The sequence below is a fragment of the Flavobacterium suaedae genome (genome assembly GCF_014642915.1).
Lineage (GTDB): Bacteria > Bacteroidota > Bacteroidia > Flavobacteriales > Flavobacteriaceae > Flavobacterium > Flavobacterium suaedae.
Window position 1 is genome coordinate 1 of record NZ_BMJE01000001.1, and the last position, 24,036, is coordinate 24,036.

Here is a 24,036-nt window from a genome sequence, read left to right on the forward strand (position 1 = left end):
CCACAGAAGACTTAGCAGGCTTATCAGCAGGAACATACGATGTAACCGTAACCGATGCCAACGGATGTACAGCAACCGAATCAGTAGAAGTAACTGAACCAACAGCTATTGTAGTTGATGTTGTAGTTGACGAAAATGTAGTTTGTAACGGAGGTTCTACAGGGGCTGCTTCAGTAACAGCAACAGGAGGTACAGCACCATTTGAACTTACTGTTAATGGCACTACGTATAGTAACCTTCCTGATAATACGACTATACCTGTAGAAGGATTATCAGCGGGAACTTACCCTGTAAATGTAACAGATGGTAATGGATGTACAGCGACTGAATCAATAACTATAACAGAACCTGCAGCTATTGTAGTTGATGTTGTAGTTGATACAAATGTTAGTTGTTTCAATGGTAACGACGGTTCTGTAACTATTAACTTAACAAACGGTGTTGCACCATTTGAGTATACTATTAATGGTACAACTTGGAGCGGTGTTCCTGATGCGTCATTATTTGTTGACGGATTATCAGTAGGAACTTATCCAATAAATATTGTAGATGCTAACGGATGTACTGCAACTGGTTCGGTAGAAATTACAGAACCTGCAGAGGTAATGCCTCCAACAGCAGATGCACAAGTATTCTGTAACGAAGGTACTGTAGGTGACTTAGTTGCTGAAGGTACTGATGTATTATGGTATGATGTTGAAACAGGAGGTACTCCTCTAGATGCTTCAACAGATTTAGCTACTGCTACTTACTACGCTACTCAAACAGTAGACGGATGTGAAAGCCCAACAAGAACTGCAGTTGACGTAACTGTAAATGTTACACCTGCACCTTCAGCTTCAGCTCAGGTATTCTGTAATGAAGCTATGGTTTCAGACCTTGTTTCTTCAGGAACAGATGTACTATGGTATGATGTTGCAACAGGTGGAGAGGCATTAGCTTCAGACGCTATGCTTGCTACAGGTACTTACTATGTTTCTCAAACACTTAATGAGTGTGAAAGTGCTTCAAGAACAGCAGTTAGTGTAACAGTAAATGTTACTCCTGCACCTACAGCAGATGCTCAGGTATTCTGTAACTTTGGTACTGTAGGACAGTTAGAAGCTACAGGAGATAATATCCAGTGGTATGCTAGTGAAACAGCGGTTAACCCACTTGCATCAACAGCAAACCTTGCTACAGGTACTTACTATGTTACACAAACAATGAATGACTGTGAAAGCCCGAGAGCAGCAGTTGAAGTAACAGTAAATGTTACTCCTGCACCGGCGGCTATCGCACAGGTATTCTGTAACGAAGCTGTAGTTTCTGACTTAGTTGCTACAGGTGAAGGTACTATACTTTGGTATACAGAGGTTACAGGTGGTACTGCACTTGAAGGAGATGTTGTTCTTTCAACAGGTACTTACTATGCATCTCAGGTAATTAATGAATGTGAAAGTGCAGCTAGAGTAGCGATTAACGTAACAGTTAACGTAACAGAAGCACCAACAGCAGAAGCTCAGGTATTCTGTTCAGGAGCTATGGTTTCTGACTTAGCTGCTACAGGAACTGCTTTACTTTGGTATGCAGACGAAACAGGTGGAGAAGCATTAGCTTCAGATGCTATGCTAGCTACAGGTACTTATTACGTATCGCAAACAATGAATGATTGTGAGAGCCCAAGAACAGCAGTTGACGTAACAGTTAATGTAACTGAAGCACCAACAGCAGAGGCACAAGAATTCTGTAATGAAGCTATGGTTTCTGACTTAATTGCTACAGGAGATAACATCCAGTGGTATGCAGATGAAACAGGTGGAGAAGCGTTAGTTTCAGATGCTATGCTTGCTACAGGTACTTACTACGTATCGCAAACAATGAACGATTGTGAAAGTCCAAGAACAGCAGTTGACGTAACAGTAAATGTAGTTGCTGCTCCTGTTGCCGAAGACCAAACAATTTGTACTGCAGGTACTGTTGCAGATTTAGTTGCTACAGGTGATAACGTTTTATGGTATGCTGATGAAACTACTGATGAGCCACTTGCTGGTGACACAGTATTATTAGATGGTACTACTTACTATGCATCTCAAACTGTAGGTACTTGTGAGAGTACTGAAAGAACAGCTGTTATGGTTACAATAACTATGACTCCTGCACCAACTGGTGATGATGCACAAATAGTGGGTGAAAATGCAACATTTGCAGATCTTGTTGTTGATGGTACTGATATAGTATGGTATGCTTCTGCAGAAGATGCTGCAAACCATGAAAATGCACTTGATGCTTCTACAATACTTGTAGATGGTGTAACGTATTACGCTACTCAAACTGTAGATGGTTGTGAAAGTGTTGATTCACTTGCAGTAACTGTTACTGTATCACTTAGAGCAGATGTATTTGAAGCTAATAAGCTTACTTACTATCCTGTTCCTGTAGTTGATGTTCTTAACGTAGAGAACAACAACATGATAACATCTGTTACATTAATTAACATGATGGGACAAGTGGTACTAACGCAAGAAGTAAATGCTACAACAGCTAAAATAGATATGCGTTCGCTACAAGGTGCAACTTACATTATGCAAGTTGAAACTGAAACAGGAGTAATAACTGTTAAAGTAGTAAAGAACTCTGTTAACTAATTAATACATTAGTTATATAAATTAAAGTCCACGCGAAAGCGTGGACTTTTTTTATTAATTATACTTAATAGTATAGTATTAATATCTGTTTAGTTATTTTCTGTATTTAGATAATTATATGTTGTAGTAGCAAATACCGAAAAAATAATATGAGCTATAAATAATTGACTGTAATATCCTGAACGGTTGTTGTATGGAGGGTTTTTATGCTGTAAAAAAGTTAGTTCCCAAGTAATAATACCTACAGCCCCGCTAACAGACCCAAAGGCAAGCATAGATGATAATAAGTCTTTATCTAATAGTTTGTTTTTAATTGCTAAATGATAAGCTGACACAAAAAGTATACCTGCACCGGTATGTATTATCCATCCGTAAGGATTTACTTTTTTGTTTTTAATTTTCGGAAAATTTTCAGATTTATCAATAAGTCTGTTCAACAATTCTGCTTCTACATATATTTGTTTTTCTTTTTTTGATTTTAAGTAGCTGTAAAGCGACATAAAAACTGTTCCTGCTACTCCCGCTATTATTATTTTGTTTATAGTACTCTCCATAATCCACTGTATTTAAGTAATGTTTTAATACTTACTTATTAAAGTTATAGATTAACAAAAAGTATTTAGGTTAACAGTTTGCCAAAAAATATTGGCTATATAACTTATTTCTTTTGTACCTACAATGGTTAAACATACTATTAGTTTTTGATAATATATTATAAACCAAAAGATATGTTTTAGTGGTAAATTTATCGAATTGCAACTTTATCGATTTAGTATCTGAACAAAACGTAATTTATGGTCACTATTTTTCATCGTTTTTTAATTTTAATAATATTACTGTTTATCCAAAATATTTATTCTCAAAGTACAGCTAAGAGTATAGCTGTACGGGAAAAAATAGCAATAGATCATAACTGGCGATTTGCTTTCGGGCATCTATATGATACTGACAAAGATTTTAATCATGCTACAGGGTACTTTTCTTATTTAGCTAAAGCAGGAAACGGAGACGGGGCGGCAGCACCTGATTTTGATGACAGAGCATGGCGATTACTTAATATACCGCATGACTGGGCTGTAGAACAACCTTTTGATGAAAACGGAAGTTTTAGCCATGGGTTTAAAGCAGCCGGTAAAGGTTATCCTGAAAAAAGTATTGGGTGGTACAGAAAGAAAATAGATATACCGGAGAGTGATTTAGGACGAATAATTACCTTACAGTTTGATGGTGTTTTCAGAAATTCTAAAGTTTGGTTTAACGGACACTTTTTAGGTACAGAAGAGAGTGGGTATAACAGTTTTGAATACGATGTTACCGATTATATAAACTATGGCGGCAAGAATACTATAGCTGTTCGTGTAGATGCCTCTATGGAGGAAGGGTGGTTTTATGAAGGAGCAGGAATATACAGGCATGTATGGCTCAAAAAAACAGAACCGCTGCATGTTGCGACTAATGGCACTTATGTAACTACTGATATAGAAGATGATTTTGCAAATGTTACTGCCCAGGTAACTATTGAAAACAAAGGAAGTAAAAAAGGTGAGGTAGAAATAGTACAAACTATTTTTAATCAAAAAGGCGAACAGGTTGCTAAAACAAGTCAAAAAGCACAAGCTCCTGATTTTTATGGCACAACTACAGTAAATTCTACTTTAAAAGTAAATAACCCTCAGTTATGGGATATAGATAGCCCTAATTTATATAAACTGGTAACAGAAATAAAGAGAAACAATAACCTAATAGACCAATACACTACAAAATTTGGTATTCGCAGTTTTTATTTTGATGCAGAGAAAGGCTTCTTTTTAAATGGAAAACATGTAAAATTAAAAGGGACAAACAACCATCAGGACCATGCGGGAGTAGGAGCAGCTATGCCTGATGAGCTTCAATATTTCCGAATTAGTAAGTTAAAAGAAATGGGCTCTAATGCTTACAGGTGTTCGCATAACCCACCAACCCCTGAGTTATTGGAGGCATGTGATAGTTTAGGTATGCTTGTTATTGATGAAGCCCGATTAATGGGAATTAATAAAATGCATTTGGATAATCTAAGAAAGATGATAGAGCGCGATAGGAATCACCCAAGTATAATATGCTGGTCTGTAGGAAATGAAGAGTGGAAAATAGAAGGCGGTATAGTAGGGGAGCGTATTACACTTACCCTGCAGGATTATGTTAAGACTATTGATTCTACCAGACCTGTGTCTGTTGGTATAAGTAGCGGTTTTAAAAGCGGAATATCATCTGTAGTAGAAGTTATGGGGTATAATTACCTTGGTAATGGTGATATTGATGCGCACCGTAATGAGTATAAAGAGCAACCGGGGATGGGCTCGGAAGAAGGCTCTACGTTTGCAACAAGAGGTGTATATTTTACTGATGATGAAAAACATTATAAAAGTGCTTACGATGTTAAACCACGACCCAGCTTTTACAGTATAGAAGAAGGTTGGAATTTTTATGCTGACAGAGAATATTTGGCGGGAATGTTTATCTGGACAGGATTTGACTATCGCGGAGAGCCTACACCTTACGGTTGGCCTTCGGTAACATCGTATTTCGGGATGATGGATGTATGCGGATTTCCTAAAGACAATGTATATTATTTAAAGTCGTGGTGGGGGACTGAGCCTGTAGTCCACGTGTTCCCACATTGGAACTGGGAAGGTAAAGAAGGAGAAGAAATACCGGTATGGGTATATTCTAACTGTGAAGAGCTAGAATTGTTTTTAAATAATAAAAGCCTTGGTAAAAAGAAAATGAAACAAAACAGCCATTTAGAATGGCAGGTTACGTATAAAAAAGGAGAAATAAAGGCTGTTGGTTATAATAATGGTAAAAAGGTGCTGACGGATGTACAGAAAACAACAGGTAATCCTGAAAAAATAGCCTTAATAGCACATAAAAAGCAATTAACCGGGAGTGATGATATTGCTGTTATAACAGTTGAAACTCTTGATAAAAAAGACTTACATGTGCCTACAGCTAATAATGAAATCACTTTTAGTGTAAACGGTGGCGGAAAAATAATAGGTGTAGGGAACGGTAATCCAACCTCTTTAGAAAAGGATAAGTTTTTAGATGATATAACAACAATTGCATTTACTCAATTACAGGAACAGGCACTTGCAAGTGAGGTGCTTCCTGAAACATTATCTGAATATAATGAAAGCGATTGGAAAGAAGCTTTTAAGGATAGAGATTATAAAAACCTTGCTCCAAGCTATATTTATAAAACAACTTTTAAATTAGATGAACTATCTAAAAAAGATAAGATTACTTTTTTCTATGAAAAAATAGGTGAGGAAACAGCAGTTTTTGTAAATGGGCATTTAATAGCTCCGTCACAAGAAGATTCACAAAAATATGTGCTTAATAATGGGGTTTTAAAGCAAGGTATTAATACACTACACATTATAGCTACACCAATACATAAAGTAAATGATTGGGCTGTTATTAATAGTAGCCCTGGTATAATACAAGTAATAACACCTTCAGAATCATGGAAGCGTAAACTGTTTAACGGTTATGCTCAAGTAATTGTGCAGACTGATGGCAGTGATAATGAAATTACAGTAACAGCTACAGCAAAAGATTTAAAATCAGACACTATAGTTATAAAGAAATAATCTATTTTTTTTGTGATTATTCAGGTTAATAACCTTATTTCATTTTTCGGTTTACATTACTGCTGATAAACATTTCGTTTTTCTCTTCAATAATAATTTCTATAAACCTTTCGTAGTGTTTAAGCACATCAGATATTAGTTCATTTTTTGTAAACAAGTGTACATCATACCCTTCACGTGCATCACCAAAATACGCACGTGGGTAAAATGTTTTATTTTCATCAATATCCGGTAAGTTATCTTCATTAACAATATATTCCGAAACATCTCTTGATTTGTTTTCAATACCGTACTTAAAGTTGTTTACTATATCATAATGAATTTCAATTTCTACCCTTTTAGGGTTTTCATATTCATTAATTTTAGTTTCTATTTCATTGTTAGTAAACTCTTCTTGTAGCTCTCTAAATGCAGGCTTTGCTTTTGTTTCTATAAAATCATCAATTGTTTTTTTATCATTGAAAGAAATTATTTGTTTAAGACGTTCTTTCCAAAACTCTCCCGACCATGAAACAGTTGAAACAGAAAAATCACGTTCGTAATAATTTCGGTCAATAGCCAGTGCTTTAACTAAACTTACCATAAACAATAGTATAATTATTGAGAAAGGTAGGGCTGTTATTAACGTCATACTCTGCAGGGCTTTAAGTCCACCCGCATTAAGCAATAAAAGTGATAATATAGCAAGTAATGCACCCCATGTTATAGTTTGCCATTTCGGTGATATTTTTGCATTTTTTGTAGCAATACTGTTCATAACAAATATACCGGAGTCAGCAGAGGTTACAAAAAATATGATTATAATAGCTATAACCAAAAAGCTTACTACAGCAGGGAACGGTAAATATTCTAAAAATCGGAACATTAAAGCATCTGGGTTATCTGCCAGTTTGCTAAGTGCACCACCCGCCTTATTTACATCAAACCATATAGCACTGTTACCAAAAACAGACATCCATATAAAATTGAATAGGGTAGGGATAATAAGTACTGCCGATATAAACTCTCTTATAGTTCGCCCTTTAGAGATTTTAGCAATAAATAAACCTACATAAGGCGACCATGAAATCCACCATGCCCAGTAAAGAATAGTCCAGTTATAAAACCAAGGGAGTGTTTCTTCATCATACACATGGGTACTAAAAGTAAGGTTGAAAAAGTTGTTTATATAGCCTCCTATTCCTTCGGTAAAGCTTCCCAGTAAGTACACTGTAGGACCAAGTAAAAGCACAAAAAGCAGTAAAATAATTACACTGATTATATTGATACTACTTAATAGTTTCACGCCTTTATTAACCCCTGCAACAGCAGAGATAATGGATATGGATACCAGTATAGCTACTATTATTATTTGGTTTGTAAAGTTGTTACCGGGAAGAATGTTTAATGTTTCTAGTCCTGAACTTATTTGTACTACTCCAAAACCAAGAGTTGTAGTGATACCGAAAAAGGTACTGCACAAAGCAAAAACATCTATCGCATTACCCAAGCGGCCATTAATTTTATTTTTTAGCAGCGGATAAAAACAACTTCTTAACGATAACGGTAATCTGTACCTATAAGCGAAGTAGGAGAGTGAAAGTCCTACAATTCCGTAAATAGCCCAGGCGTGTACACCCCAATGGAAGAAGGTATAAAGCTGTGCATTCTTTGCACGGTTAACATAGTGGCTGCCCGAAAATATTTCATTAGAATAATGTTGCATAGGTTCTGCCACACTAAAATACATCAAGCCAATCCCCATTCCGGCAGCAAATAACATTGAAATCCATGAGAAAAACGAATACTCAGGTTTACTATCGTTTTTTCCCAGTTTAATATTGCCATATTTACTAAACATCAAGTACACCAGGAATATTACAAATATGGTAACAGCCCAAACATATACCCAGTTAAGGTTTACAAATATGAATGTTTTTATGTAATTAAGTGCACTTTCCGTAAGTGTAGGAAAAACAGCAGAGAGTAAGCAAATGAGAATTATAAATAGTAAACTGGGTACAGTTACTCCTTTATTAAAGGTTGTTCTCAACTTAAAGAATTTATTCATAAAATAATACTTTGGTATGTAGTAAGCTTGTTTTGCTTATACTCTTTTTTATGTCTTAATAATGATTTGAATTCTGTACAGGGAATACATAATTATATTAAGAAAAGGTAGTGCAATTGGTTATTATTTATGCAAAGATATTAATATTCTAGTTTACCTCCCGATACAGAAATTATAAAGCCTTTATATTGCTGTTTTCCAATGTTTTGTTAACTCTTCTTTCGATAATGCCAGAATGGGAAACTTTTCGGGGTAGAAACATAATGAGCTGATGACGTACTTAAAGTGCTAAGACAGAAATACAAAAAGATGATAGACAGGGAAGGTTTTGACCTTGCTTGTTCTGGTGAAGGATTATTTCGTGCACATCCCAATATTTTTATCTCAGCAATATTTACAGCGCTTATTTAGCTTTTTGGATTCTACTATTTTTTAAATGTAAAAAGTCATAAAAATTAAATTATCATCAGAGTACCAGCTATTACTACTCTGCTCATCTCTTTCACTAACTATTATTTATATTAAAAAACGATATTACTATTTAACTTTACTTTATCAGCAATTAACATATCTATACAACTAACACTTAAATAGTATAATTAACTTTATAGTAATTAATTATAAAACTTTTTGTTATGGAAACTGATAAAGAAAAAAATGGTCTCAATATTACAAGAGAGGAAAGAATTAACGAAGGAAGTGGACATTTTGATTCAGAAAAAGATCCTTCCGGCACAGATCCTAACCGATATGAAAATATTTCCTCGGAAAAGAATAAGGATAATGCAGATAAAAAAAAGGATAAATAAATATTTAATTCTGAAAGGTAATATTGGAAGAGAAGAAAAATTAAGTCAGTCTAATTTTAGGTTTTAAAACATTATTTTCCGATACAGAAATTAGCAAGTCTTTATATTGCTGAATTTCAGGGTTGTGAGGTACAATAGGGATACAGTTTTTATCCAAATATCGACAAACATCACAAACGAACCATTTGTTTGACTGTCAAAGACATACCAGCGAAGGGCTGCTGGTTAGACCACAAATGTAAAATATTTTTTGAACGAAAAAGTGCAAATTTGCTAATTTTTGGAGGTGTTTAGAAACCGATAATATAGTGGAGGTACAATCAGTTTCTATTTCGGGTAATTTTGTTTAAGGATGATATATTGAAATTTATTTTCTATTTTTACAAACGATGCAGAAAACAAGGCAAATATTTATCAAGTTTTTATCAGTTTATTTACTGGTGCTAATGATATTGCCTTGCAGTGATGCCCATGCTTCTCTTGGTAACACAAACTCAGTGCAATTGAGTCAACAGGCAGACGATGAACATCATGATATGGAAATTTGTACACCCTTTTGCGTTTGCAGCAGTTGTGTTGTAGGTGTAGTATTACAACCTGTGACGGAGTTCTGTATTTTCATTCCTGAAATACCTTCTGCTCTAATTTCAAACTTCTACCAATCGGTAAAGTCCGATTTTCATGGCTCCATCTGGCAGCCACCCCAATTAGTTTAATGATTTTCCGGCGATGAGCCGGGTTATGCCGCATGTATATATGTGGTGGTATTTATTAAATCATTATACTAATAAATTTTCAATGTTAGATAAAATCATACGTTTTAGCATCAACAATAAGTTTATTGTTGCTTTATTGACTTTGGTATTGGTTGTAGTGGGCACATACTCATTGTATAACCTTCCAATCGATGCCTTGCCTGATATTACAAATAATCAGGTACAAATTATTACCAGTTCTCCAACACTTGCAACCCAAGAGGTGGAACAACTTATTTCTTACCCTATTGAGCAATCCGTAAAGTCGATACCCAAGATAGTAGAACTTCGCTCCATAAGCCGCTTTGGGCTAAGCGTGGTAACCATTGTTTTTAAGGAAGATGTCGATATTTACTGGGCGCGTGCACAAATCTCAGAGCGCATAAAAGAGGCGGAGAATATTATCCCGAAGAGCCTGGGTACTCCGGAAATGTCCCCGATAAGTACAGGTCTTGGTGAAATTTACCAGTATGTAGTTTTTCCTGAAAAAGGTTTTGAGGATAAGTATGATGCGACCCAATTGCGCACCATACAGGACTGGATCATAAAACCGCAATTAACCGGGACACCCGGCGTGGCAGAGGTAAATACCCTTGGCGGCCTGCTCAAGCAATATGAAATTGCCGTGCAGCCGGACCGCCTTAAAAGCATGAATACGACAGTTGCCGAAATTTTCGAAGCGCTTGAAGCCAATAACGAAAATACAGGAGGAGCTTATATTGACAAGAAGCCTTATGCCTACTTTATCAGGGGTATAGGAATGGTTAGCAGTATTGATGACATCAATAAGATTGTTATTAAGAATGTTAATGGCATACCTATCCTTATAAGGGATGTGGCAAAGGTGCAGATTGGGAGCAGCATCCGTTACGGAGCGGTTACCAAAGATGGCAAGGGCGAGGAGGTAAGCGGATTTGTAATGATGCTTAAAGGAGAGAACAGTGGACAGGTTGTACAACGCGTGAAGGATAAGATGGAACAGATTAAAGCTACCTTACCTGAGGGCGTTGCCATTGAGCCGTTTATTGATAGAACCGTTATGGTTGATAATGCTATAGATACCGTTCAGACCAACTTAATAGAAGGTGCCCTGATTGTGGTATTTGTACTGGTGTTGTTGCTTGGTAACTGGCGTGCAGGACTGGTCGTGGCTTCAGTAATCCCACTTGCACTTTTGTTTGCTATTAGCATGATGAAATTATTTGGTGTCAGCGGTAACCTGATGAGCCTCGGTGCTATCGATTTTGGTATTATTGTAGATGGTGCGGTCATAATTGTAGAAGCTATCATTCACAGGCTTGAAGTCAGGAAGAAACAAAAGCTTACCGTCAACGAGATGGATGCGGAGGTTTACGGGGCTGCCTCAAGGATACGTAGCAGTGCGGCCTTTGGAGAAATCATCATACTGATAGTTTACCTGCCGATATTGGCCCTTGTGGGTGTGGAAGGTAAAATGTTCGGGCCAATGGCACAAACCGTATCATTTGCTATCCTAGGGGCGTTTATACTTTCCCTGACATATGTGCCAATGATGAGTGCTTTGGTGCTTAAAAAGGAAACCGGACATAATCCAAATTTTAGCGATAGGATCATTTCTTCGGTATACAATATTTATCGTCCCCTGCTTGACAGGGCACTGAATGTAAAGGGAACGATACTTGGGTTTTCGGTGGCATTATTTACTGCTGCGCTTTTAGTTTTCAACTCGTTGGGAGGGGAATTTATACCTACTCTGGACGAAGGTGATATTGCTACACACCTTATAATAGCGTCGGGAAGTTCGCTGTCTCAGGAAATTGAGGCCACTACCAAAGCTGAAAAAATACTTAAGGATAAATTTCCGGAAATTAAAATGATCGTCACCAAGATAGGCAGCGCCGAAATCCCGACGGACCCTATGCCCATTGAGGCAGGTGACATGATCATCATACTCAAAGACAAGGATGAGTGGACCTCCGCAGAGACCAAAGAAGAGCTCATGGAAAAAATGGAGGAAGCCCTGGAGGAAATACCGGGGGCTACTACGGAGTTCTCGCAACCGGTACAGATGCGTATGAATGAGCTAATGACAGGGGTAAGGAGCGATGTGGCCATCAAGATATTTGGGGAGGATATCGATATGCTGGTTAGCAAGGGAGACGAGGTTACCCAAATGATCAAAGATATACCCGGGGTCGCTGATGCAAAGGCAGAGCGGGTTGCAGGCCTCCCCCAGATAACGATACGCTATAACAAGGACAGGCTTGCGCTCTACGGGCTGAATGTAGGTGACCTGAACAGGGTGATCCGCATGGGTTTTGCAGGCGAGAAAGCAGGTATTGTATATGAAGGCGAGAAACGTTTCGACCTGGTGGTAAGGCTGGAAGAAGAAAGCAGGCAGGATATCAGCAGCCTTAAATCGCTTTACGTTACACTGCCATCGGGCAGCCAAATCCCTTTGGAGCAGGTAGCCGATATCAAATACGAGGAAGGGCCGATGCAGATCAGCAGGGAAGACGGCAGGCGCAGGATAGTTATAGGGTTTAATGTCCGTGGGGCAGATGTGGAATCGGTTGTGAACAAAATACAGGATAAGCTCGGAGCAAGCCTTAAGCTGCCTGCAGGTTATTACATTACTTACGGAGGACAGTTTGAGAACCTTGTGGAGGCTAACAAGCGCCTAATGATTGCCGTGCCTGCGGCTCTTGCGCTGATTTTCGTATTGCTGTACTTTACGTTTAAATCTTTGAAGCAATCCATCCTGATCTTTACCGCAATACCCCTTTCGGCAATAGGCGGCGTGTTTGCGCTGTGGCTGAGAGGTATGCCGTTCAGTATTTCCGCTGGTGTCGGATTTATAGCCCTGTTCGGAGTGGCGGTATTAAATGGTATCGTACTGATCGCCTATTTTAACCAACTTAAATCAGAAGGCATGACTGATATTTTCAAACGCATCCATGAAGGCACGAAGGCGAGGCTCAGGCCTGTAATCCTTACCGCATCGGTGGCGTCCCTGGGCTTTTTGCCAATGGCGCTGAGTACGGGTGCGGGTGCCGAGGTGCAGAAACCCTTGGCAACGGTTGTAATCGGGGGGCTCATCACAGCTACGCTGCTAACCCTTGTAGTGCTGCCGATACTGTATTACTATTTTGAGAAGGGATTTGGATACAAATCAAAAATCGGGGTTGCTTCCATTATAGCGCTGCTGTTCTCGATCTCGGGCAACGCCCAGACGATAAAGAGCCTGGATGTGAATTCCGCCATTACAACAGCAGTCCAGAATAATAAAGGTGTCCAGTCCTCCTTACTGGAGAGCCGTATGCAGTCACAGCTGAAGGGGACGGCTTTTGATTTGCCTAAGACTGAAGTTAGCGGGACCTTCGGTCAAGTGAACACCGCCGCCCAGGATAAATATATCAGTATTTCCCAGAATTTCAGCCCCTTCCAGTTTGGGGCGCGGAGGAAACTGTTGAATGAGACCGCCGCAGCATCGGAACTGCGCGTTGCGGTCACAAAGCAAGAGCTGTCCTACAGGGTACGGCAATCATGGAACGCCATGCTTTATTATACAGAGCTCAATAAGATACTTCAGGAACAAAACGGCTATATGCAGAAATTTGTACGGGCAGCCGACCTGAAATTCCGGACAGGGGAGACGGGATCCCTTGAAAACACCATGGCAATTGCCAAACAGCAGGAACTGCAGCAGCAGATCAAGCAAAACGAGACCATGATAAAAGTGGAGCATTCCAGGATGCGGATCCTGCTGAACCTTGAAGGAGACTTCACCATTACCGATACAACCTTCATTCCGCTTGTGGGTATCGCCGTACGTGATTCGGCCCGTTTGAAGCAAAATGCCAATGTACAGCTCGCAGTACAGGAGCTGGAAGTAGCCAAAGCCGGCTCAAGGGTGGAGCGTTCTGCCCTGATGCCTGATTTTACAGCAGGTTATTTTATCCAGTCCATGCGAGGTGTGCAGGATGTCAACGGTTCGCCGGTCAACTATGGCAGCTCCCTGCAATTTCAGGGATTTTCGGTAGGCATCGGGATACCTATTTTCGCAGGGAGCGGGTCAGCCAGGATCAGGGCTGCCAAGACCAATGTTGAAGTACAGCAGATGAACGCAGATTACCTCCTGGCACAATTACAGGGTGAATTTCAACAGCAGCTGGAACAGCTCAGCACTTTTGAATCGCTGATAAACTACTATAATGCCACAGCATTGCCCAACGCCGATACTATCGTTAATAATTCGACGAAGGCATACATGAATGGTGATATATCCTATGTTGAATATATGCAGGGCCTGGAAACAGCCCTGAATATAAGGACGAACTATATCAATGCGGTGAACAAGCATAACCAGGCGGTGATCTACCTTCAATTTCTATTAAACCAATAATGTGACTATAATGAAAAATATAAAGCTTAAACATATACTGTATATAATTTTGGGGCTGGCAGCCGTGTTTGCCTTCGATTACTTCCTGCTGAGCAATACTATGGAAGGCGATGCCCACAACCATGAGCACGAACAGGAAGAAAAGAGGCAGGAAAGCGGTGAAAAGAAAACATCTGCCATTAAGGAAGTCGAGCTCAATGAGGCGCAGTTCACAGCTTCCTCAATCGAGCTCGGGACATTTTCATTGAAAAACCTCAGCGAAGTTGTCAATGCCAACGGCTATACAAAACTTCCCCCGCAAAACCAGGCGGACGTCTCAGTGCACATGACAGGTATCGTCAAGTCCATTAACGTCATAGAAGGGCAGTTCGTAAAGAAAGGGCAGGTGCTGGCGACCCTTGAGAGCCCTGAATTTGCGCAGCTACAAGAAGCTTACCTAACTTCCAAAAGCAACCTGGAGTTCCTAAAACTTGAATACGATAGGCAGAAGATACTCAGTGAGGAAAACGTAAATTCCAAGAAAGTGTTCCAACGCACCAAATCCGATTATGATATCGAGAAAGCGCGGCTGGCTTCCCTTGACAGGCAGCTGTCAGTGCTGAACCTCAGTAAGTCATCGGCCACATCGGTAATGTCACTTACCGCACCTTTATCAGGCTACGTTACGCAAGTGAACGTCAAACTCGGCAGCAATGCGGAAGTTGGTAAGCCGCTGTTCACCATCGTGGATAATTCCAAGCTCCATGTAGACCTTCTTGTGTATGAGAAGGACCTCCAAAAGGTAAAAGAGGGGCAAAACATCAGGTTCGTGCTGACCAACCAGGACAATACCGAAATAATAGGCAAGGTATTCAATGTGAGCAAGTCCTTTGAAAACGATACCAAGTCGGTTGCCGTACATGCGGAGATACTGAACCCGACAAAGTCACTTATATCGGGGATGTATGTCAATGCGCTTATCGATGTGGGCACAAGCCAGGTAGAGGCACTGCCTGCCGATGCGGTTATAAGGGCTGACGGCAGGGAGTATATCTTTGTCCTGGAAGAAGGGCATGAGGAACCCCCTCATGATAAGCAGGAAGGCCACAGCCACGATGACGGGCATGGGCACGACCACGACGCCCAGGTGGGCCACACTCATGATGACGGCCACGAGCATAAAGAACCGGAAGGCAAAACCTACCATTTCCAGCGTATTGAGGTCAAGACAGGAACAAGCCAGTTAGGTTATGTCCAGGTGACAATCCTGAAGGATATTGAAAAAGATGCCAAAATCGTGCTCAAAGGCGCTTATTATATCCAAAGCCACCTGCTTAAGAGCGAAGGAGGCGGAGGCCACCAACACTAATCACAAAATTATGCACTATGAATAACGACAATGCTTCAATTACACAGGGCTCGACCGCAAAAATTGTGGAAGACAATGAGGGCTGTAAAGGGCACTGGCCGTTGCTTTTGGCAATAGCCATTCTTTTTGTAATGCTTACACTGGAATATGGTTTTGACTATATTCCGGTATTTCCTTATAATTTTATCATTTATGCTATAGCTTATTTGTTATCAGGATATAATGTACTTTTTTTAGCCTGGAGTAAGGCAAAAAGATTTGCTTTCTTCAATGAGTTTTTTCTTATGAGCGTTGCCACCTTAGGTGCATTTGCTATCGGATCCTACAGTGAAGGGGTAGCTGTTATGGCTTTTTACTCCATAGGGGAGTGGTTCCAAGACAGTGCGGTAAATAAAGCTAAACACAGTATCAAGGCACTGCTTGATGTTCGACCGGACGAAGTGACAGTAATCCGTAGCAATAAGACAGAAGTTATTCATCCTAAGGAGGTAAAGGTTGGTGAGGTTATACAGGTGAAGCCGGGGGAGAAAGTTGCCCTGGACGGTGAGCTGGTATCTGATAAAGCCTCGTTTAACACAGCAGCCCTGACCGGTGAGAGTAAGCCTGATACTAAGCAAAAAGGCGAGAGGATCTTTGCCGGAATGATAAATCTCAATACAGTGGCCGAAGTAAAGGTTACAGCTTTGTTTCAGGACAGCAAGCTCAGCCGGATACTGGAAATGGTGCAGGATGCTACCTCACGGAAATCACAGACACAGCTTTTCATAAGCCGTTTTGCTAAGGTGTATACGCCCATTGTTTTTGCATTAGCTTTGCTTGTTTGCCTGGTCCCTTACTTGTTTGTAGAGGACTATATTTTTGAGGTTTGGTTCTATCGCGCACTTGTCTTTCTTGTTATCAGCTGTCCGTGTGCCTTAGTGGTCTCTATCCCATTAGGCTATTTTGGAGGGATCGGCCTTGCTTCACGAAAAGGTATCTTGTTTAAGGGTTCTAATTTTCTAGATGTAATGACGGAGGTTGATGTTGTAGTAATGGATAAAACAGGGACATTGACCGAAGGCATTTTTAAAGTACAGGAAGTTGTAGCTCAGGGTGTGACGGAAAACGAACTGCTTAAATTGGCGGCTGTCTTGGAAAGCCAATCAACACATCCTATCGGACTGGCAGTAATGGAATACGTCGGTAAGGAAGCTTTGCACAACATCTCTATCTCAAATGTAGAGGAGATTTCCGGGCACGGGCTCAAAGGCATCGTCGCTGGGAAAGAAGTCCTTGCAGGCAACACAAAACTGATGAAGAAATTTAATATTGATTACCCGCATAGTGTAGATGCAAAAGTATATACCATAGTTGTGGTAGCTATTGATAATCAATACAGCGGGTACATTACTATAGCTGATCAAATAAAGGAGGATGCACCAGTAGTTATAACTGAACTGCATAACTTGGGTATACAGACAGTTATGCTCTCCGGAGATAAAGAGACTGTGGTTAAACAGGTTGCAAAGGAAATCGGGATTGACAATGCTTATGGCGACCTGCTTCCAGAAGGTAAGGTTGAAAAGGTTCAGGAATTAAAAGACCAGGGAAAACGGATAGCTTTTGTGGGTGACGGGGTTAACGATGCACCTGTTGTGGCACTCGCTGATGCCGGTATTGCCATGGGAGGACTTGGTAGCGATGCCACAATAGAAACAGCTGATATCGTAATACAGAATGATCAGCCTTCCAAAATAGTCACCGCTATTCGTGCCGGAAAGCTAACAAAGAAAATCGTTTGGCAGAATATAATTTTAGCGATGACTGTTAAAATTATTGTTTTAGGACTTGGTGCAGGAGGAGTTGCCAATTTGTGGGAGGCTGTTATTGCCGATGTAGGTGTTGCCCTGCTTGCCATACTGAATGCAGTACGAATACAGAAGTCTGACATTTAGACATTTCTTTTAAATATAAAGTTGAGAAATAAATACAGGCTAATATTTTCAATGTAAAATCAATTGTAATGGATACTTTAAGTTATTGGTTAATTTGAGAAAGAAGATAGATCTTACAATGTTTTCTGTGACAGTCCACTTTTTAGTATGAAACCCAAAATGGCAGTCAGATACAAAAGTGGTATTGTCACAAAAATTATTCGATCTTCCATAGTTATTCTCAAAGGAAAAGACCGAAAAGCGAGTACCATGGCAAACGGGGCATTCCACCTCATAAAATTTTTGTAAAAGACTGATTTTCTGCCAAAAAGGCATATCTAAGTATTCAACCGCCAGTAATGACTGTTTTCGCTGTCAGTTGCTATTAAGTGTATTGAGACTATCTTTCCTGTGGTTTTGATGCATTGAAAGCACTTTTTTTACAACTCACTGAACGCTTTTTGTAACATGTTTCAATAAGGATACTTATATATTGCATGGCTTAATGACACAAAATGAAAAAGCATCCCTTTACAGCTGACGGTATACAGGCATTTCACAGTGAAATGTCGATGTATGATGAGGAACGCCTGGTAAACGAAGCTGTCGTTTTAGCAGAGGATTGCCTTGGCTACCTCAATCAGAAATTTGAGATTGATGTTTCAATGCTGGAAGCCATGAGAATGTTGGATACACAGCAGATGTTCACTTTAGGATGGTGCCTTGCCATCGCGGTTATCAACAGGCAACCTATAACTTTTGCAGATAATATTTTCAGTATTGCAAGTCCTGTAGTGTTGCATAACCCAATTTATACTTTTACTATCAAATGAGTTTAGCTGACCTTCCCGGATTGTCAGATAGCTATTATAGTTTGTCGCTGAAATCATAAGATATAACTTTTTCAACCAAGTGCTTATCCAGCTGTTAATGCTCTTAATCAAGGTCACCTAATATGCTATCCGATGTAACTATTGTAGGGTCGTACCAGTCGGCCTTTGCAAGTGCCCAATCTATCCAAAGTTGTATCTCTTCGGAAATTCCACCCTTTATCATTGCCGTACGCTCTGCAGCAGCGACAAAAGCCCGTATTTTTTCCGCCTTCGCAAAGTTATCAGCCTGTGAGAGGAGAGTATCCAGCTTTGCCTGCTCGGCCTTTCGCAACCTTTCCTTTTCCTGTCTTAGCTGCTCTTCTTTCTCACGCTCTATGGCAGCGATCCTTGCCGTCTCTCTCCACTGGGCTTCTTTTTGCGCATCAAGTTCGAGCCGCACTACGATTCTGGGCAGCATATCCTCAATTTTTGTTTTATTATCCCGCCATTCTTTATCAAAGGAGTACCTGCCTGATTTCAGGATGAGCTTGCCGTTGGGTATCAGTTCAGAGGTAGGCCATCGCGATTCGGTGTTGTAGACTCTGTTGGAAGCTTCCCGAAGCGAGAGCTTTATCTCAACGCCATCAATAAGGGCAAAAGTACCCCTTTCGTTGATGGCAACTCCATGCCCGCGGTATTCCAGTAATTTTATAAGGGTATCAAAGAAAAGCAGTGCCCTCGGTCTGTTGGCTTTCTCTGTGCCGATACTGAGATGGGGCATGGCATTCCCAAAACGGAAGCGGTCGCTGTGCTTGTTTTGTTCCACCCAGTAGCGCTTGGTTTCCCTAATATGGGGATGTGCCTTGGCAAGGGTTTCGGGTACGATCAGCGGTGCATCAGGGTCAGCCTTCAGTTTCCGTACCAGAATTGTTTCAGGCGAGGCGTCAAGGTTAAAGGGGTTTTCATCTCCGCGAAGGGTGAGTTCAATGGCATCATTACCCGTACCAAAAGCCGGCAACTTCCCGGGCATCACCGGCTTGTTGAACTTCAGTTTCTGCCAGTAGCCGTTAGGCGGTATCGGGACTTGGTATTTTTTGCACATCTTACGAAGGCCGTTATCCGATATGGCATAGGTCTTTGCCAGCTTGCTCAGCGGAGTACTCCATACCAGGTTATAAAATTCTTTTCGGGTTAAGGTTACCTTTTCCATCCTTTATATTTTCAGGGGATAAACAGATGCCTGTTCCCATCCAGTAATCCGATTACTTCCCGAAGGCTATAGGCTTTCGATTTATGTTTATAATAAATTTCCATAATATCATTCTTTAGGCGGTGATAATAAAACAAGTCACCCCCGGTTGCATTTATTTTTCGGAAATCCATTTTAGAGAGCCTTTCAATTACCACAGTACAGGTAGCAGCATCATAATTCTTACAAATATTTATCAGCGCTTCCGAGGCAATGCGGGTCGGTAGTGTAAACCTATCGTAAATTGCCTTGCTGTCGGGAGTTGTAAGGTACAGTTCCATCAGAGCTACAAGATCATCTATGCCCTCAACATTGCTGTAGCGTTGCCAATCATCGTTACGGAATTGTATGGTTACAATCTTTTTTTCCTTAAGTCGTGCAGTAATATAACCGAGCAGACTCTTGAATGCATTTGGGTCGTTGCAACCGACCATGTGCCTGATAATATCAATCTCATCATATACCTGATTATCTATCAGTTCCCGCTCATTCTGTAATAGGAATGTCCTTATTTTGTCATTTTTTTCGCTCTTGCTCCAAATATCTATAATTGTATCATAGACCATGCGGCGTACCCTTGAATCTCCCTGGTAGTGCATAAGTTCGTCAAGTACATTGTCGTCATTTTCGTAAAGCCGCTTAATTAATTGTATGGCAGTTACTTCACTGCCGTAATCAAGATAACGGTAAATGATATCCAGAAAGTTTATATTTAGCGACATAATGTCGATATCATGGTCCAGGCAATAGGAGAGGTGACCGTAAAAACAGGATGCCGGCAGCTGGGCATGGACAAGATTCCAGACAACACGCTGCCCAATCTCTTCATTGGTCAGACCGTCAGAGGTAAGGTTCTCAGATGGATTAGCCTGTCCCGAAAGTTGAATGTTTATGCCTTCCCACAGTTTAAAATACAGGAAATTCAACAGTGTCTCCTTATCCAGCGGAAACCTGAAATATTTCTGGAAATTGTGGATCAGTTCGTAGACCTTGAATTCTTCGGTATAACGCAGTTCTTTATCTTCAATTAATCTTGACTTGTAGAACTCTCTTAGATTATCCGCCGTATTGACACACCAATTTTCTATATATTTCACCTGCATCTGGGAAACCTCAATCTTCTGGTTTTTCTCATCCTTTTTGGGAAGTGCCTGATAGATGTCAAACATGATGTCAGTTTCCATAGCGGCTAACCTTTTCGGGGCATCAGAAAGCTTCATCCCCTTTTTGCGGCGTATCATTTGTCCGAGCAGGTGCTTGGCATTGCTACGCACGGCCTTAAAAAGGTCAAGGTCGTGGTAATACTTCCTATAAACAGTTTCCAGATCCTTATTTGTCATGGTATCCTTGCCGAGATACCCATACATATAGTTGATCTGTCCCAGCAATCCCTCCCGGTTAAAAAGCAGGTTGAAGTCTTCCTGTTTATCGGTACTGCGAACCATTGCCCATTGATCGGCCTCGCCGATGCTTAGCTTGTCTAAAAAGAGGTAGCTGCTGTGTTGCTCCACAAATTCCTCAAACCTTTTGCTTAAGGTGAAGCTGCGGTAGCTAAGTACATTCCGGTATTCTCTTATAAAATCATCATTCACACTGCCGCTGTGGTACTGTTCGGTAATCATTATGAAGTCCTTTTCCTCCATGATTTCAACCAGAAAATGTTTGGTGCTGCTGTTGCCCTTTACAGCTTTAAGTACAGCTGTTGCCACAGGCCTTGCTATTGCACATGCCTTTACAAGATTCACAAGCAGGTCATCCTCATAATACCTAATATTATCATTGATAACAGCCTTGCTGATCATATCGGTTAAGGTGTCATTGTATTCCGGCCTGTCTTTGAAGACGTTTTCCATATGCTCCAAAAAATCCTTCAATACACTTTCCTTAAGTGAATTCTCCTTATGCCTGGCCAATAGGAACCGGTAAATACGAAGAAGCTTATCGGGATTGGTAATCCGGCAAAAATGCTCAAATAGTGTATCCTTAGTAGAGTTTATCGAGCGTGTCCTGGCAGTAAATTTCCATTGCTTTAAACCAAGTGCTTTGTCGAGTATACCCAAAAAGTAATCCAGATGGTTCTCTACCGTAGCCTCAGGGACAGCCCTGAGGACAGCTCCCACCACTTCTTTGTGATCATCCTCCCTAACTATTTCTATTAGTTCGCCAAAGAATTCCCGGTCGTCACTCAGCCCCAGGCTCTTACTGAGCATTATTATGTCCTCTTTAAGGTAAATGTAATCTTCATCCATGTAATCAGCCGAAAGAACCTGTTTCACCAGTGTCTTGACACTTTCATTATGGTGGTGCGCCGGTTCCATTAGCGAAAGGATCTTGACCGCTGACATTCGGGCACGCCTGTGAATGCTCTCATCTGCAATTTTTTTGAGCAGGTAGGTGATATTGGCTTCGGTCTGGCTGAAACGTGCGATCTGCCCGGCATCATTTATCCATAGGGTTTCCTGTTCGCAGTGCCTCTCAAAATAGCGGACCAGCAATCGTTCCTTGATATCATCACTGATCAGGTTGGCGTCGGCGTTAAAAAGCACTTCGTAATCATGTTCAGCCAGCCAGTCGGCAAGATCTGCATACACCTGCTGTGGCAGGTTCAGGTTCAGGGTAAAAGAAACAACGTTATACCATGAGGGATGTACTTTATTGATATCGGTGTCGATGCGGATCAGCTCAAGAATCTCTTCGAACGAAAGTTCCACCATAAGGGTTGCTACAAAATATTCTTGAATGTTTTTATTTTCGAAAGCCCACGTACCATCGGTGTTTTCTTCCAGGAAAGGGTTTTTTGCCAATGTTGTGGCCTCCATTCCTGTAACTTTTTTAAGATCGGCGGCACTTAAGTTTGTTTTTTGAAGCGACTCAAAGGTGAAGGCAGCCCGTCTGGTATCCGAAATAATCCTGTCAATGTCAAAGCCGGCATCATTACTGAATTTATTATCCTCATCGTGTTTTAACCGTGAATTCACGAATTCACGAATCAGTGTGGCCTTATCGGTACGAAGGCTTTTATGCTGGAGGTAATACTTTCCTATCAGTTCTAGATAGAAAGGATTCTCAAAGAGCTGTCGCTGCTGGCTGTAATCAAAATTTGGCTGGGTGCTCAGATCCAATCCGAATTTTTCAAAAAGGAACGGCGCCGCCTGAGAAAAGGCAACCTCGTTCAGGTAGTATTCGTTGAAGGCAGCTACCTGTTTGATGTATTTCCTGTAGACATTGGTGCGGCAGCTGATAATGAACCTTATTTTGTATTTTTTGAGCTTGGTTTCGTGCTCATCGATATAAGCCCTGAGTTTGTTGGTAAAATCAGTAATGTTTTCCACCTCATCGACCCCGTCAAGAATGATAACAAGCCCTGCCGTACGCAGTGCCTGTTTGGGAAGCAACTCTTCAATGGAGCTTGCCCTGTTAAAAGTTTTAAGCTGGACAAAAAAGCAAACGTTGGATTTGCTGTTTCTGCTTTCCCATGAAGACACCGCAAAATTGCGCAGTTCGGTCGATTTACCGTAGCCCGCACCCCCCAGGAGGACAATACCCTTTTCAACTGTCGCCAATGCCCTTTCTAGGCTGATTCCCGAGGGATTATACATTTCCATAAGACTCCGCTCCTTTGAGGGGCGTAGGGTACGCGATATTGTTATCGGGTCTTTAAGTAGCTTTCCGATATAGACTTGCCGGTCGGTCTCCTGTATGGTAACCTGGCTGAGCAGGTTATCAGAAAAGAGAAAGCTCCTGAAATTAGCGATAAGTGTACGGCGTTGTTCCGCATTGAGTACTAACGCCTCTTTGCGGTAGATTTTTTTATATAAGTCAGAATAAAGGCTGATATAGTCCTGTATCCTCTGGTCCGGTGTCAGAAAGGCTACAGAGAACAGGTTGGTTACAAGGGCTTCAAAGAAGGGCTTGTTCCTTGTAGGTTCCATAATATTACTGAAAGGCTGAAAAGGGGATAGGAATAGTGCCAGGTCGATATCCCTGTGTGTGGAAGCGAGTTGAGGAAGCTTTGTCATGGCCTCCGAGTAATTAAGCTTAGTTGTGTAGTCCTTGCACTCACAGTATATGGTAAAGGTAATGCCCTTTTGGTCAATAACCTGTATCAGGTCATCATAACCATCCTGACTTCCTGAGTGCTGTATACGTAATGTTGCTACCGACAGCCCCATTTCCTTGCAAATTCGCTCAAGAAAGTCAATGGCAACTGTTTCTAAATCTCCGCCTTTTTTCACATGTAAAAATTTACTACTAATATAAAGATTCACAGGGTCAGATTGGTGAAAGCGGATGAGATTTTATGAACAGTGAAAATCATTCTGTAACGTCGGTGAGGAGATATCAGAGGGTAAACTGTTGAAAAGTGGGAGTGAATGACTTTTCCGTAAAGTAATGTATCGGTTATTAAGGTAACAGCAGTCCCGCGCCGCAGGAAACCCCGGGAAGGTTCCCTG

12 protein-coding genes are annotated in these 24,036 nt (G+C 40.8%); 8 read left to right on the forward strand and 4 right to left on the reverse strand.

The features are described from left to right. Positions 1-2,627, forward strand: a 2,627-nt coding sequence (locus IEW45_RS00005) for an Ig-like domain-containing protein (protein WP_188619170.1), incomplete at its 5' end; no start/stop codon positions are given. Between the two features lie 89 nt (positions 2,628-2,716). Here the strand turns inward: IEW45_RS00005 and IEW45_RS00010 are convergent. After that, positions 2,717-3,181, reverse strand: coding sequence for a hypothetical protein (locus IEW45_RS00010; protein ID WP_188619171.1), 465 nt, complete (start codon positions 3,179-3,181; stop codon positions 2,717-2,719). A gap of 240 nt (positions 3,182-3,421) precedes the next feature. On the opposite strand from IEW45_RS00010, the gene galA reads away from it, so the two are divergent. Next, complete coding sequence (gene galA, locus IEW45_RS00015; RefSeq protein WP_188619172.1) at positions 3,422-6,262, forward strand: beta-galactosidase GalA; 2,841 nt, start codon at positions 3,422-3,424, stop codon at positions 6,260-6,262. Positions 6,263-6,296: 34 nt separating this feature from the next. On the opposite strand, the gene IEW45_RS00020 is transcribed toward galA, so the two are convergent. Beyond that, on the reverse strand, positions 6,297-8,312 hold the full coding sequence (locus IEW45_RS00020) for a BCCT family transporter (RefSeq protein ID WP_188619173.1): 2,016 nt from the start codon (positions 8,310-8,312) through the stop codon (positions 6,297-6,299). 635 nt (positions 8,313-8,947) lie between these two features. Between IEW45_RS00020 and IEW45_RS00025 the strand changes: the two genes are divergently transcribed. From IEW45_RS00025 to IEW45_RS00045, 6 genes are all read left to right on the forward strand, one after another. Further along, positions 8,948-9,121, forward strand: coding sequence for a hypothetical protein (locus IEW45_RS00025; protein WP_188619174.1), 174 nt, complete (start codon positions 8,948-8,950; stop codon positions 9,119-9,121). Between the two features lie 389 nt (positions 9,122-9,510). Continuing rightward, entirely contained in the window at positions 9,511-9,837 is a 327-nt protein-coding gene (locus IEW45_RS14875; RefSeq protein WP_373283142.1) for a DUF6660 family protein, read from the forward strand. An 82-nt stretch (positions 9,838-9,919) separates the two neighbouring features. Next, on the forward strand, positions 9,920-14,260 hold the full coding sequence (locus IEW45_RS00030) for a CusA/CzcA family heavy metal efflux RND transporter (protein ID WP_188619175.1): 4,341 nt from the start codon (positions 9,920-9,922) through the stop codon (positions 14,258-14,260). A gap of 10 nt (positions 14,261-14,270) precedes the next feature. Next, a complete protein-coding gene (locus tag IEW45_RS00035) occupies positions 14,271-15,608 on the forward strand; it encodes an efflux RND transporter periplasmic adaptor subunit (protein WP_229665856.1) in 1,338 nt (445 codons plus the stop codon). 17 nt (positions 15,609-15,625) lie between these two features. After that, on the forward strand, positions 15,626-17,542 hold the full coding sequence (locus IEW45_RS00040; protein WP_188619176.1) for a heavy metal translocating P-type ATPase: 1,917 nt from the start codon (positions 15,626-15,628) through the stop codon (positions 17,540-17,542). Positions 17,543-18,036: 494 nt separating this feature from the next. Further along, on the forward strand, positions 18,037-18,354 hold the full coding sequence (locus IEW45_RS00045) for a hypothetical protein (RefSeq protein WP_188619177.1): 318 nt from the start codon (positions 18,037-18,039) through the stop codon (positions 18,352-18,354). A gap of 103 nt (positions 18,355-18,457) precedes the next feature. On the opposite strand, the gene IEW45_RS00050 is transcribed toward IEW45_RS00045, so the two are convergent. After that, the gene (locus IEW45_RS00050) at positions 18,458-19,543 is read right to left on the reverse strand and encodes a hypothetical protein (protein ID WP_188619178.1); all 1,086 of its coding nucleotides are present in this window, start codon (positions 19,541-19,543) and stop codon (positions 18,458-18,460) included. A gap of 11 nt (positions 19,544-19,554) precedes the next feature. Continuing rightward, positions 19,555-23,817 carry an NACHT domain-containing protein gene (locus tag IEW45_RS00055; RefSeq protein WP_188619179.1) on the reverse strand — a complete coding sequence of 1,421 codons (4,263 nt, stop codon included), beginning with the start codon at positions 23,815-23,817 and terminating at the stop codon, positions 19,555-19,557. Positions 23,818-24,036: the final 219 nt, after the last annotated feature.

Coding starts and splice junctions, on each gene's coding strand:
- IEW45_RS14875 (WP_373283142.1), top strand. CDS start 9,511: ATGCAGAAAACAAGGCAAATATTTATCAAGTTTTTATCAGTTTATTTA.
- IEW45_RS00040 (WP_188619176.1), top strand. CDS start 15,626: ATGAATAACGACAATGCTTCAATTACACAGGGCTCGACCGCAAAAATT.
- IEW45_RS00050 (WP_188619178.1), bottom strand. CDS start 19,543: ATGGAAAAGGTAACCTTAACCCGAAAAGAATTTTATAACCTGGTATGG.
- galA (WP_188619172.1), top strand. CDS start 3,422: ATGGTCACTATTTTTCATCGTTTTTTAATTTTAATAATATTACTGTTT.
- IEW45_RS00010 (WP_188619171.1), bottom strand. CDS start 3,181: ATGGAGAGTACTATAAACAAAATAATAATAGCGGGAGTAGCAGGAACA.
- IEW45_RS00020 (WP_188619173.1), bottom strand. CDS start 8,312: ATGAATAAATTCTTTAAGTTGAGAACAACCTTTAATAAAGGAGTAACT.
- IEW45_RS00025 (WP_188619174.1), top strand. CDS start 8,948: ATGGAAACTGATAAAGAAAAAAATGGTCTCAATATTACAAGAGAGGAA.
- IEW45_RS00045 (WP_188619177.1), top strand. CDS start 18,037: ATGAAAAAGCATCCCTTTACAGCTGACGGTATACAGGCATTTCACAGT.
- IEW45_RS00030 (WP_188619175.1), top strand. CDS start 9,920: ATGTTAGATAAAATCATACGTTTTAGCATCAACAATAAGTTTATTGTT.
- IEW45_RS00035 (WP_229665856.1), top strand. CDS start 14,271: ATGAAAAATATAAAGCTTAAACATATACTGTATATAATTTTGGGGCTG.